Source organism: Marinifilum sp. (genome assembly GCF_965230805.1).
Taxonomy (GTDB): Bacteria; Bacteroidota; Bacteroidia; order Bacteroidales; family Marinifilaceae; genus Marinifilum.
On sequence record NZ_OZ246019.1, the window covers coordinates 4380295 to 4394433 of the forward strand.

General features: G+C 34.0%; 10 protein-coding genes. 2 read left to right on the forward strand and 8 right to left on the reverse strand.

The features are described 5' to 3' along the window. Positions 1-44: 44 nt before the first annotated feature. From ACO05S_RS17015 to ACO05S_RS17030, 4 genes are all read right to left on the reverse strand, one after another. Positions 45-1622: a carboxypeptidase-like regulatory domain-containing protein gene (locus ACO05S_RS17015; protein WP_421919217.1), complete on the reverse strand. Its 1578-nt coding sequence runs from the start codon at positions 1620-1622 to the stop codon at positions 45-47. Positions 1623-1727: 105 nt separating this feature from the next. Beyond that, positions 1728-2726: a FecR family protein gene (locus tag ACO05S_RS17020; protein WP_421919218.1), complete on the reverse strand. Its 999-nt coding sequence runs from the start codon at positions 2724-2726 to the stop codon at positions 1728-1730. A gap of 4 nt (positions 2727-2730) precedes the next feature. Then, positions 2731-3285, reverse strand: coding sequence for an RNA polymerase sigma-70 factor (locus ACO05S_RS17025; protein ID WP_421919219.1), 555 nt, complete (start codon positions 3283-3285; stop codon positions 2731-2733). Between the two features lie 449 nt (positions 3286-3734). Further along, entirely contained in the window at positions 3735-5039 is a 1305-nt protein-coding gene (locus ACO05S_RS17030) for a carboxypeptidase-like regulatory domain-containing protein (protein WP_421919220.1), read from the reverse strand. A gap of 320 nt (positions 5040-5359) precedes the next feature. On the opposite strand from ACO05S_RS17030, the gene ACO05S_RS17035 reads away from it, so the two are divergent. Then, positions 5360-6094: a hypothetical protein gene (locus ACO05S_RS17035; protein ID WP_421919221.1), complete on the forward strand. Its 735-nt coding sequence runs from the start codon at positions 5360-5362 to the stop codon at positions 6092-6094. Between the two features lie 50 nt (positions 6095-6144). Here ACO05S_RS17035 and nadA read toward each other — a convergent pair whose 3' ends face one another. After that, positions 6145-7113 carry a quinolinate synthase NadA gene (gene nadA / locus ACO05S_RS17040; protein ID WP_421919222.1) on the reverse strand — a complete coding sequence of 323 codons (969 nt, stop codon included), beginning with the start codon at positions 7111-7113 and terminating at the stop codon, positions 6145-6147. 226 nt (positions 7114-7339) lie between these two features. On the opposite strand from nadA, the gene ACO05S_RS17045 reads away from it, so the two are divergent. Beyond that, positions 7340-8074, forward strand: a complete 735-nt coding sequence (locus ACO05S_RS17045) for a copper homeostasis protein CutC (protein ID WP_421919223.1) — start codon at positions 7340-7342, stop codon at positions 8072-8074. A gap of 316 nt (positions 8075-8390) precedes the next feature. On the opposite strand, the gene ACO05S_RS17050 is transcribed toward ACO05S_RS17045, so the two are convergent. The 3 genes from ACO05S_RS17050 to ACO05S_RS17060 all read right to left on the reverse strand — a co-directional run bounded on the left by ACO05S_RS17050 (position 8391) and on the right by ACO05S_RS17060 (position 13898). Continuing rightward, entirely contained in the window at positions 8391-9569 is a 1179-nt protein-coding gene (locus ACO05S_RS17050) for a phosphopentomutase (protein WP_421919224.1), read from the reverse strand. A gap of 391 nt (positions 9570-9960) precedes the next feature. Next, a complete protein-coding gene (locus ACO05S_RS17055) occupies positions 9961-11577 on the reverse strand; it encodes an ABC-F family ATP-binding cassette domain-containing protein (protein ID WP_421919225.1) in 1617 nt (538 codons plus the stop codon). Between the two features lie 272 nt (positions 11578-11849). Beyond that, the gene (locus tag ACO05S_RS17060) at positions 11850-13898 is read right to left on the reverse strand and encodes a tetratricopeptide repeat protein (RefSeq protein ID WP_421919226.1); all 2049 of its coding nucleotides are present in this window, start codon (positions 13896-13898) and stop codon (positions 11850-11852) included. Between the last annotated feature and the right edge of the window lie 241 nt (positions 13899-14139).

Here is a 14139-nt window from a genome sequence, read left to right on the forward strand (position 1 = left end):
CAGTATTCACACGTTTTCTGGGGTGATTGTTTGCGATTGTATTTCTAAATGTCTTCAGAATTTCCAAGAGAAATTTGTTGCATACTATTGTTAATCCTTTTTAAAGCATCTTGAATACTTTCTTCGGGTTTTATAAAATTGCTTTTACCCCAAAAATTAGGATCGTATTTGGTTTTATGGTTCGAAAAGATTGTGGTAGGATGAATGGTCTCTTTGTATTTAAATTTCACAACATTATCGGTCTTCATATTAGTGGTTGCCATTTCGAACGAAGTGGTAAAATGGTTTGAAAACAGTTTCTTTTTGTTTTTGACTTTGAACTTGAGATTGCCCAATACATGACTTAGATGGTATTTCCCATTAATATCCCTATAACTCACAGTATATTTCACCATGGTAGGCCTTGCCTTGGTTTTTGCGCTCCCTTTTATAATAAATCTATCCTTGAGTTCAGTTAATCGATGCTTTTCATAGCCAAATTCGGCTCTTATTATGGCTAAATTATTCGTTTCGATGTATATTCGTCCTTCTAAAAGTGGTTCGCTAAGATTTGGTTTAGGTTTAAAATCAACAATATAAACCGGTTTATTGTTATAAGTGCTAATATCAGCCAAACGATAATTATAAAAGTGAGCATATTCTTTGTTCAGAAATTCAGGGATGTTTTTTACAATATCTAATTGTAAACAGCCGCTTATTCCACCTTTTAATCTGAACGAGATGGTATCTAACCTGGTAACGTCGTAAATTTTCCTACTCTTAAAAATTTTTACTCTTTCCAAGTTATTTTGATGCGAGTAGGAGCTTTTGTATATATCAAGTACAGATTCTAAGTAGATCATATACTTATTGTTTTTAAGCACAGATTCGCGATAAAAAGAGGTAAGGTTACTGGCTTGCTGTGGGTAGTTCTCATTAATTCTGTGAACCGCTGCCTTTATTAGAGCTTCGGGATCATTGTTGCGTATAATCACCTCCTGAAGAGAAATAAAATCTTTCGTTAGAAAGATTTCAATTTCATTCTTTTGTAAGTCTGCAACTTTTATTTGAGTATTTTGATATCCCACAAACGAAAATACCAAAGTATCATTTAGATTTTCTGCAGATAAACTAAGAGAAAATTCACCATCCTGATTGGATATTGTACCCATGTGTTTTGACCTGATGCCAAGGCTGGCATAGGGTAATATTTGTTTCGTCTTCTGGTCTTTTACAATACCGGAAAGTTTTCGGTAAGATAGGTAAGGAATTAGCTCATTTTCCGTGATTATCGCCTGTTTTTTTGTAATTGGAACGATTACAATGTGTTTTTTGGTAACATGAAAATTCAGGCCTTCATCAGGAATTAACTTTCTTAATACGTTTGATAATGATTCATTACTAGCATTCAGATTTATGAGCTTTCTGTCGGTAAAAAGATCCGCATTATAAGTAAAGTAGCATTCCGCTTTTTTTTCTATGCTATCAAGGGCATTGTCAATACTGGTTTTCCTTAAATCTAGATTTATTTTTTTTTCTAATAAACTAACTTGAGCCCGAAGGTTAAAACATGAGATTAGCAAAATAAAAAGCACAAAAATACACTTTATCACAGTTTCAAGATATGTTTTAACATTATTCATCTGGTTGTAATTTCTTTCAATTTCTAAGATTTAATCCACAAGATTAAAATAATCATTATCGCAAGTGTTTAATAATTGTTTTAATCATGTTCGTTTCATACCGCTTTAACTGCCTTTTTTAAAGATGATGGTTTGTCCTTTTTTTTCATAGCTTAAATTTAAGGACATACATAGTCTGTCTAAAACATCCTTAAGTGGATCCTGATCGAAAGTTGTATTGATATTTTCTCTGGCAATATCATCGCTTTCAAATTGCACACTAACATGGTAGGTTCTTTCAATTACTTTGGCCACATTCTTTAATTGCATTCCTCGAAAAACCATTTTTTTGGTTTTCCATGATAAATAATTGTCATCATTCATTAGAGTTTTATTCAACGAATTCTCTTTAAGGATGGCAAAATCTCCTTTTTCAAGCATTACAGATTCTTTATTGTTATCGATCTCGGAAAATTGAACTTTTCCAGATTCAACCAGTACTTCAATTTTATCATCTTTCGCAATTACATTAAAAGAGGTGCCCAATACTTTTATTTCTGCTCCTTTTACCGCAATAATAAAAGCTTTATTCGGATTCTTTGTAATGTCAAAAAATGCTTCACCTTCCAGACTTACAATTCTGGCGCTGGCCTCAAATTTTCCTGGATAAACCAGTTTGGCTTTCCCATTAAGAGTTACGGTAGAACCATCGGCAAGGACAATTGATTTGTTACTATCGTGTACTTGTGAAATAAAAGTTTGATATGTTGTTAGGTGTTTGTTGTAAATGGTATTAGAAATCAGGCCTAAGCCTATTACAACAACAATCATTGCTGCAAATCGAACAATACTATTGGCATTTAAATAAATACTATTACCGCTATTCCTATCCGAAATTTGCTTGCAAACTTTATTCCAGGCATTGTTGGTATTGTATTGTTTTCTGATATGCATTACCTCTTCAACCCAATTCAGATCCTTTTCTGATGCTGCGACAATTTTAGCATATTCGGGATTCGAATCAATCAACTTTTTAAAAGCTGCTTTATCTTCCTTATTCATTTCTCCGTTCAAGTAGCTCGAAATGTTTTCCCAATTAATCTTATGTGGTGTTTCGTTCTTCATTTTATTAAAGCACAATTATACTAACGTAATCTTTTAGATTTTTGCGAAATGCTTTTAAAGCTCTTCCCATATTGGCTTCTACAGTTTTTACCGATACGGAAAGTTTATCCGCTATTTCATGATATTTTAAACCTTCGTATCTACTCATCTTAAAAATTCTACTGCATTTTTCAGGCAGATTTGATAGAGTATTTTGAATGATGGTTTGAATTTCCTTTTCTTCTACAGAATGATATCGGGTTACATCACCATTACTAGTATTCTTTACATAGGCTTCGTATTGGTTTCGTATTCCTTTTTTGCGTAAAAACTGCAAGCTGTTTAAATAGGTTGCTTTATAAAGGTAAGCTTTAAAAGAAGTGTGGATTTTTAGCTTTTTTCTGTCCTCCCAAATCTGGCAAAACAGGCTTTGAACTATTTCTTCGGCTTGATCGTGATCTTTAACGAATTTCACTGCATAGTTACAAAGCAGTGGATAATAAAACTTAAATAATCGCTCAAATTCTTTTAAATTGCCCTTTTTAATATGATATAATATGCTGTTGGTATCTTCCGACATTCTCATTAGAGTATTTCTCTTCCTATAAATACATTCTAATATAGTTTTTTTAGTCTGCAATTCCTTAAGATATGTTTAGGCCAAATAATAGTTTCTTAAGAAGGAAGGGAAGAATCATCTATACCTTTTCTCCAAATCAGAATGATTCTTTCCTCTTAAATCTTAATAAACTGATTTTGATTAAAGATATGTGCCATAGCAAGTCATATTTATTCAAAATTGCTTTAAAAAATCTGAAAGAATATCGGGATATTTTACAGTAAAGATTGATTGAATATAACTATTCAAAGTGTTTAGCTGTTTTTGGTATAAATTTCTTCAAATCCCTTCGCAACTTCTCTATACTACTTAAATAATTTGAGAAAATCTCTACTCAAAATCAGTGCGCTGTGACAATATTTTTAGTCGAACTCAGATTACGTTTTTAAAAGCCGGATGCGCTATAATTCTTAACGAGATTTTCTTTTCAATTTTCTGATAGCCGCCTCGATAGATTGATCTGGTTCGATTGTGTTATGTGCCCCCCAGAAGTTTTTATCTGCAAAGTTTCCAATTTCGTCAACCATTACTTGATTGGCTTTGAATTTTTCATGACGAGAGAAACGCACAATATTTGATTCATCTCTATCTGTTATTGCAATTTCAGTCATTGCTGAGTAATTGGTATTGAAAAGCTTCCTTTTCCAGTTGCACTTAAAGTTGATTTCTCCTCTGGCATATTTAAAATACCATTTGCCTCCTGTTTCGTGATAATTTACGATATAATCGGCTGAGGTTGGAGTAACTTTCACACCCATTGGTTTCCTTTTTATAAACAGCTTACTCGCTTCATCCGGATTATCAAGATTTAAGCTAAACTGCGCACTGGTTAATGCAAGATTTTTTGTTTCTACATAAAGCAAACCGTAGTACAATGGAATATCTATTTCTTTCTTTTGTTTGAATTCAATTACATAGTGTAGCTTACCATTAATTTGGGTTATTGATTTTAATGAGAATTTATAGCTTTGGTTAAAATCTTCTGACAGTAAATTGTAAGGATTTTTGATTACATCAAGTAATAGAGCCGTAGCAGGTCCTCCCTGCAATTTAAAAAGAAGTGTATCCATTTTCTTCACATCCTGGCTTTTTCTTCCTTTGTATACTTGTACCTGATCTGATTTGGCTTGTTTGTATCCAGATTTATGAACGTTAACAACAGCTTCCGAAATGGCCACATAGGTTCTGTTTTTTCTTACTGTTTCGCGGTAAAATCCCTCCATCATGTTCGGGCTTGTAGAATAGTTTTCTTCAACTTTTTTTAGAATTCTGCGAACCAACTGCTCCGGATCTAGAGGGTAAATGTTGATTTGGTCGAGTGGTACAACAGCCATTTGAAGTTGCAATACATTTCTCTTCTGTTTTAATGAACTGATTTCAACTTCCAGGTTTTTATAGCCAACATGGCTAATTTCTATTTTGCTAACAGGCAGTCCTTTTGCAATTTTTAAAAGAAATTCGCCTTCATTGTTTGATACTGTGGCAACATTAACACCTTTTACGGCAATGGTGGCAAATATTAAAGGTTCTTTTGAGTCTTTGTCCTGCACCTTACCTTTGTATACATTGTATTTTAAGGTGTCGATTACATGCTGTACCTTATTCTTATCTTTCTTGTTTTTCTTTTTCCGCTCTCCTGCCGATACAGAAATGGATGTTAGTAATAAAAATGCCGAAAGCAGAATGGTAATTTTTGATATGAAATTTGTTCTCATGGCAATATATTTTTTGTGTTTCTGATAATTGATAATATGGAATTACGATTGTTTCTTTTCCTGTTTCTATTCGTAAGATGCACGAATTCGATTATACCCTATCAAAAAACGTAAGTTTTTTCTGTTCGGACTTAAAAACACTAAAAAAGCTCGAATTCCCTGAATGAAAGGTAATAATTGCATGTAGGACAATTGCATTTTAAAATTTGTAACTGATTTACGTAAATCTGCGATAAAATAATAATTGCTTTAAATGCAATCTTCAGGTCGTTACATGCGATTCGAATTTTTATAAGTACATTTAAAGTGATCATTAAAAAATGAACCAATGTTTAATTCATATGAAAGTTGATTACTGCAAAGAAAACTTGATATTAAAAGTATACCCAACCGTTGGCGGATGTTTTGAGGAAGCATGGAGTGTTTTAAAAAATCATTTTTTGATTCTGTTTCTTTCTGTTATACTTGCTTCGCTATTGGAAATACCATTGGCTTACAATCAATATATCGAAAATATAAGTGATTCTGATTCGGTGGGAGTTTCTTTTTTGGGCATGATTTCTTTTTTATACTACATCATGATTGCTACACCATTTAAATATGGTTTTGATTGGATATACTTAAGTGCAGCCAGAAAAAAAGAACCTCGGTTCGAAGAAATATTATCAGGTTTTAAAAAGTACTTATTTGCTACACTCAGCCATTTGCTAGTAATTGGAATAACAGGATTGGGTTTTATTCTACTTATTATACCTGGCATATATCTGCTCTGTAAATTAGTATTTGTTCCTTTTTTGGTAATGGATAAAAATGTTGATCCAATTCAAGCCATTAAGCTAAGCTTTTATCTAACGAAAGGATATTTCTGGACAATTTTTGGGATGGGGATTCTGTCAGTCTTTATTATCATATTAGGAGTGATTTGCTTTATTGTGGGAGTATTTGTATCTCTTGTTTGGGTAAAATCAGCTTTTGCTGTTTTGTACAAGGCCGTTGAGGAGTTACATTATAAGGAAGCTTTTGTTTTGGCAGGGATAGAAATTAAAGAGGAATAAAAAAGAGGCTTCTCTTGCTTTGCAAGATAGAATCCTCTTTCTATAATAAATTAAAGTTTTAACTGTTTCGAAATTTCAAGCATTTTAACAATTGGCGCTTTAGCATTCTCCATAATATCTTCGGGTAAAATAATTTCCGGTTGTTCATTTTTAAGAGCCAAATAAATTTTTTCCATGGTGTTCAATTTCATGTATGCACAATCGTTGCATGAACAAGTTTCATCTGCAGGAACAATCAAAAACTCTTTTTTGGGCGAATCTTTTTTCATTTGATGCAGAATACCAGTCTCAGTAGCGACAATAAACTTTTCGGCATCACTTTTTTGGGTATACTTTAACATCGCAGTTGTAGAGCCAACAAAATCGGCAAGCATTAAAACAGGTTGTGGACATTCGGGATGCGCAATGAGTGTTGCATCTGGATTTTCAACTTTCATTTTCATGATTTTTTCAGCAGAAAGAATGTCATGAACTTCGCAGGTTCCATCCCAAAGAACCATATTTCTTCCGGTAAGTTCGTTGATATAGCGACCAAGGTTTTTATCTGGAGCAAATATTATTTCTTGATTTTTTGGCAATGATTCAACCAATTGGACTGCATTTCCTGAGGTGCAAATTAAATCTGAAAGGGTTTTAATTTCTGCACTACAATTGATGTATGAAATTACCATGTGGTCAGGATATTTTGCTTTAAACTTGGCAAAATCATCTGCGGGACAAGATTCCGCCAAAGAGCAGCCAGCTTCCAGATCAGGAAGAAGAACCTTGGTGTTTGGATTTAGAATTTTTGCAGTTTCGGCCATAAAATGCACTCCTGCAAACAGAATGATGTCGGCATCAACTTCGGTTGCTTTTTGAGCAAGAGCCAAACTATCACCTTTAAAATCTGCAATTTCCTGAATGTCCGGCGTTTGGTAATAGTGCGCTAAAATAACGGCGTTCTTTTCTTTCGCCAATTGAAGAACTTTATCTTTCATCAAATTTTCCTTTGCTAGTGTGTTGTATAAATACAGATGCAAATATCTTTAAATTATCCAGAATTTCAAATACACAGCACCTATTTTAAGCGCTTCTTAGGCTTTAGACCGAGGGTAAAATGAAAAAAAAGTACGCCTTTCGCTTTTAAAAGAATGTTAAATCAATTGTTTAGATATAATATGAATTTTGAAGGTCAAACATGGTGTTGTATGCAAGAAGTAGTTTATTTTTATACTTTTAAAATTAGTCAGATTAAGAAATAGATATATGTTGGAAATATGCTGTTATACTGTGCAATCGGCGATTATTGCAGAACAATCAGGAGCGAATCGCATAGAACTGTGCGCAGGAGTGCATGAAGGAGGAACTACACCTAGTTTGGCGGCCATTCAAATGGCAAAAGAACAGTTAAGTATTCCTGTTCATGTGATTATTCGACCAAGAGGTGCAGATTTTTGCTATTCGAACCTTGAGTTTGAGTGCATAAAAAAAGATATTCAGGCATGTAAAGAACATGGGGTAGAAGGTGTGGTTTCAGGCATTCTTCTTCCCAATGGTAGAATTGATATTGCCAGAACCAAAGAATTGATTGCTCTTGCCAGACCTATGAGTTTTACTTTCCACAGAGCTTTCGATATGCTTGAAAGTTATCTGGAATCTATGGAGGAATTAATTGAATTGGGAGTGGATAGAATTCTTACTTCGGGGGGAATGCAAACCGCAGAGGAGGGAATAGAGCTTCTTAGCCAATTGGTAAGAAAAGCTAAAGGTAGAATTAGTATCATGCCTGGGAGTGGTGTAAACGACAACAATATCAAGAAACTTAAGGAGATAACAGGAGCAAAAGAATTTCATTGCTCTGCTAAAAAGTTGGTGAAAGGCAAAATGGTATATCAGAATCCTAATGTAAACATGGGCGGAGAGGGGAGTATTCCTGAATTTGTTCACTATGAAGCGGATTCTGAGATGATTAAAAGGATAATTAGAGCTCTGAAAGCCTGAGAAAGAAATATAAGTAACGTGAGTTCGACAAAAAGAATTGTCATGTTTGCATTGATTCTGAGAATATTTATTCCAAAATCAGTTAAATTCTTTGAAAGGTCATCTTCACCCAATCGTGACTTTAAAAACTCTTCAAAATATCGAAATGTTATTTCAAATTTTTAAAGCAAATTTTGAATAAATTTGACTTTCTGTGGCGAATATTTTTAGTTGAAGGTTGATCCCAATCATGCAGTTATGTTGATTGGCAGAACTGCTCCGCTTCCATAAAAAGTGCTGCTTCTTTTGTCACAGCGCTTTCCTATTCAAGATCGTTTTAATACAAGTCTTTGGCAAAGCTCCCTTCCTCTTTACTACCCAATAGCAATTCTTCTATAGTTGCGGCAATATCTGCAAAAGTAGTTCTGGTTCCCAAGTTCACATTTTGTTTGATACTTTTTCCATAAACCAGTATAGGAATGTACTCTCTGGTGTGGTCGGTTCCCTTGTAGGTGGGATCGCATCCATGATCAGCAGTAAGAATCAAGATTTCATCTTCTTTAAGTTTTTTCTGAATTTGAGGCAAGTATTGGTCAAACTCTTCCAATGCAGCTTTATATCCTTCTGGATTTCTTCTGTGTCCATACATCATGTCAAAATCGACCAAATTAGTAAAGATTAAACCTTTAGACTCTTCTTTCAAAGCAAGCAAAGTTTTTTCAATTCCATCCAGGTTGTCTTTGTTGGTTCCACGAGACTCGGTGATTCCTTGGCCTGCAAAAATATCTTTGGTTTTACCAATCCCAATTACGTCTAAACCATTGCTTTTTAAACGATCCAATATCGTTGCCTTTGGAGGTGTAACAGAATAATCGTGACGATTAGAAGTACGTTTGAAATTTCCTTTCCCACTGCCTAGATATGGACGTGCGATAACCCGCGCAACAGGTTCAAGTTCAGAACAAATTTCAAGAGCTATTTCGCAAGCTTTATATAGTTCTTCTAAAGGAATTAATTCTTCGTGTGCAGCAATTTGAAAAACAGGATCAGCGGATGTATAAACAATCCAATTGCCGGTTTTCATTTGTTCATCACCATATTCATCTATAATTGCAGTTCCTGAAGCAGGCTTATTGGCCATTACTTTTCTCCCCGTTCTTTCTTCGAACAAACGGATAGTTTCTTCCGAAAACCCATTTGAATAAGTCGGGAATGCTTTATCAAGTTTCACACCAGCAATTTCCCAGTGTCCTGTAGTTGTATCTTTTCCTTTCGAGGCTTCAGCAGCTTTCCCGAAAGCTCCATTTGCATTTTTTATGGGAGCTACACCTTCAATTTCAATAATGTTTCCCAAGCCAAGTTTTTGCATGTTTGGCAGATTAATTCCACCGCAATGTTTTGCAATATTTCCTATGGTGTTTGAACCAACATCACCAAATTCTTCGGCATCGGGTAAATATCCAACACCTGCGCTATCTAGCACCACGATTGTAGCACGTTCAATTTTTGGAATCATAAAGTATTGTGTTTTTTGTATTTCGAGAAATACAGATGATGGGTCGTTTTTGTAGTGTTGCAAAGATAAGAGATCAATTAGTAATTAACAATTAATGCCAAAAGCTTTATGAATGGTATATTGTTGTAAATTATATAAAAATCATTGTCAAATGCCCTCAGCGAAAAATATAGATAAATTTTGAAAAGCTACATGCTATCAGGGTGAAAATATGGCATAATCTATATGCAATATGGCAGACTTAACACAAGCTATTGTTTAAAAAATCCCTCATGCAACAGCTGCTTGAGGGATGAAACGAATATGATTAAACACAAGCGATAATGATTATTTCTTTCATCTGACAAATGAAAAATAATAAACAGATGAGATACTGAATGTTTATGTAGACTTATATTTGATACATTTTTTCACGCTGCTCTTTGATCTTATCGCTTGTAATGTAGTCATCGTAATCCATAAGTTTATCGATAATTCCATTAGGGGTTAACTCGATAATACGTGTACTTACGGTTTGAATAAATTCATGGTCGTGTGAAGACATTAGCACAGTACCTCCAAAATTAATCAAAGAGTTGTTGAATGATTGTATTGATTCCAAATCCAAGTGGTTGGTAGGTGTATCCAAAATTAACAAATTGGCATCTTTCAACATCATTCTTGAAATCATACAACGCACTTTTTCACCCCCCGAAAGGACATCAGCTTTTTTATAGATATCCTCACCGGAGAATAACATTTTACCCAAATATCCACGCAAGTAAATTTCGCTGGTATCATTAGAATATTGTGCCAACCAATCAATTAAAGTAATTGATTCCTGAAAGAAACTTGAATTATCCAAAGGCAAGTATGCAGGAGTTATGGTAACACCCCATTCGTAGGATCCGTTATCTGCTTTTGCATCTCCATTGATGATATCGAAGAGAGATGTCATTGCACGAGGATCTTTCGATAGGAATATCACTTTTTCACCTTTTTCTATTGTGAACTCTACATCTTTAAATAAAGTTTCTCCTTCTATACTTTTGCTTAAGCCCATGCATGAAAAAATTTTATCACCAGCTTCACGTTCCTGTTGAAAAATGATACCAGGGTAACGACGAGTAGATGGCTGAATATCTTCAATGTTCAACTTCTCTAACATCTTCTTTCTGGAAGTTGTTTGTTTAGATTTTGCAACATTGGCGCTAAAACGAGAAATAAACTCCTGTAGTTCTTTTTTCTTCTCTTCGGCTTTTTTGTTTTGTTGTGCCTGCTGACGAGCTGCCAACTGGCTGGATTCGTACCAGAAGGAGTAGTTACCAGAGAACATCTTTATTTTTCCAAAGTCGATATCTACAATATCGGTACAAACAGAATCGAGGAAGTGACGATCGTGAGATACAACAATTACAGTATTGTTAAAATTGGCCAAATAATTTTCCAACCACATTACGGTTTCAAGGTCAAGATCATTGGTAGGCTCATCCAGAAGCAAATTATCAGGATTACCGAAAAGTGCTTGTGCAAGCAATACGCGTACTTTTTCTTTACCACTTAATTCCTTCATGGTTTTGTAGTGCAATGCTTCCTTAATTCCAAGGCCACTAAGCAATTCAGCCGCATCACTTTCTGCATTCCATCCATCCATTTCGGCGAATTTCTCTTCCAACTCTGATGCTTTAATTCCATCTTCTTCCGAAAAATCAGGCTTGGCATAAATAGCATTCTTCTCTTCCATGATTGTCCAAAGCTCAGCGTGTCCCATTACCACGGTATCCAAAACAGAATATTCATCAAATTCAAAGTGATCCTGCTTTAGTACAGCCATTCTTTCGCCTGGCTCCATCATTACATTACCAGTAGTGGAATCTAAATCTCCCGACAGAATTTTAAGGAATGTTGATTTACCAGCACCATTGGCACCAATAACACCATAACAGTTGCCAGGAGTAAATTTTATATTAACATCTTGGAAAAGCGTTCTTTTTCCGAACTGAATTGATAAGTTTGAAACTGAAATCATATTATATCTTTATAATAAAAATTGAACTGATATAGTGCCGAGTTAAATTCGCTAAACAAAAAGGAATGAAGTCAACTTCAAGTTTATTTGAATTAGAATCGGTATTGTTTTATCTAGACCATTTATTAATTCGGGCGCAAAATTAGCAATTATTCTGCATTATAAAACACTTGTGGAATTAAGTTTTAGTGAATATCATATTTGAACTAGCCTATGAGTTTTACTCAAATCCCAATATGAATCTAAGAATTGAAAGTAGCTAATGTATTTTGCTATTGATGCGCGATGGATTCTTTGATGTAAATATTTTCGGCATTGGGCACAGTAAACTTAAAAGTAGTACCCTTTCCTTCCTTACTTTCTACCCAAATTGCGCCATGATTTCTCTCAATAAAATCCTTACATAGTATTAAGCCTAATCCATTTCCTTTTTCACCTCTGGTTCCTTCACTGGTCTCATCAAGCTCAAATATGTGCTCTATTGCAGATTCGGGTATGCCAACACCATTATCTTGAATCCAAATTTCGGTATGCTGTTCAAGCATTTGGGCTCCAAGAAGAATCAAACCACCTGCCGGGGTGAATTTTATAGCATTGTTCAAAAGATTACGAACAACGGTTTCAAGCATCGGTTTGTCGGCATATACAAATAGGTTTTGTTTTAAATCTAGCTCAAGCAAGATATTTTTTTCCAGAGCTCCCCTTTTATAAATCTCAATTATACTGATTAAAAGATTTTTTACCGGGATAACAACAGGTGTAAACGGTAATTTTTCAGATTGATTCAGCGACCATGACAATAGGTTATCAGTAAGGTTAAGAACTCTGGTTACACATTCATTTAAATCTTGGCTGGTTTCGTTCAATTCCTCATAACGACCCTGTTTTAATAGAATTTGAATCAAGTCGGATATTCCTGATACCGATGCTAAAGGAGAACGCAAGTCGTGAGATATAATTTGGAATAATTTGTTTTTGGTTTGATTGGATATTTTAAGTTCTTTATTTCTATAATCCAGTAGCTCTTTTGATCTTTCGATGCGAGCTTTTTGCAGGCTAAGTAACTTGGTAACTTTCTTGTTTCTGTAATAAGAGTATACAATAAAGCCGCCATATCCAGCTATTAAAAATAAAATAAAAATCAAGCCATTTCGTTGGGTGACTTTGCTTTTATTTTCTTTTTTTAGCAATTCTATATGTGCCTCTTTTTTTTCAGCTTCATATTTGGCTTGGATTTCGGAAACCTGCTTTAAGGTTTCTATATTTAAAATACTATCACTTAACCGTTCGTATTTGGCTAAATAAATTAAGGCACTATCAGGTTTTAATTGCTGCATTAGTATTTTAGATATCTCTTTGGTACTATTTTCCTGAAATTTTATATTGCCTATTTCTTGTCCTAAACGCAGTGCCTTCTCACTATACTTTAGCGACTCCTCGAAATTATTCATCATGTAATTGGCATGAGATAAGCCATTTAAGGAAGTAATGATCAGGTTTTTATTCCCAATTTCTTCTTTTAGCTTAAGGCTTTGTTGCTGGTAGTCAATTGCTAAAGCATATTGCTCCATCTCCAAAAAACATGCACCAATATTGTGATATGTTTGGGCAAGTCGATACTTGTTGGGAGTATTTTTTAAAAAATCAATGTTTTTTTTGTAGAATGTAATTGCCTGTTGAAAATCATTTTGAATAGACAGTATATTTCCAATATTGTTATAGCAGTAATACAAATAGGAGTTGTATTTGGGCTTTAAAGCGATTTGTAATGCCTTTTTATAGTATGTAAGGGCTTTTTTTAAATCTTTTAGATTTTTATAAACCAGTCCAATATTATTATATGCAGAGAGTGTTTGTTTTTGATTTTCAACTTTTTCAAAATACTGTAAGCTTGATATATAATCGTTTAGAGCCAGATCGTATTTGGTTAGCTTTAAATAAATACTACCTCTATTTAAATAAGTTTTATTAATGCCCAATGTATCTTTTGAAAGTGAGTAATATGCAATTGCTTCTTCATATAAATTTAAGGCTTGTGAATAGTCTTCTTTTCTTTTATGGATTAAGGCAATTCTTACTAATGCGTTACCTGCCCCGGAATAATCATTGTTGCTTTTTGAAAGATCCAAACACTTTTCAGAATAAAAAAGAGTGCTTTCAGGTAAACTCCTATAATTTTTTCCTGTCCAATCATTTAGGAATTTAATCTGATCATGCACATTTTGTATTGAATCTAACTTCTTATCTACATATTCATTATTTTGCCCTAATAATTGAAGGCCTGAAGGAATTAAAAGAATGAAAAGTAGTAACTTTTGCATGTTTTTTTAGGTTGTTAGCAAAAACTAAGATATGAAAAATCTGTAGTTTGTGAGAAAGCAAATTAAAAAATAAAACGATGCAATTACTTTTAAGTCCGCATCAAACAATTTAGGTATATAATTACTATTCTAATTGATCTTCATATTAAGGTTGTAGAAAGCTTAAGCTCGAATACTTTACTTAACCATAGTTTAATTGGTTTGTTATTGCTGAATCTGCTGTGTTACCATTAAAGTAGAG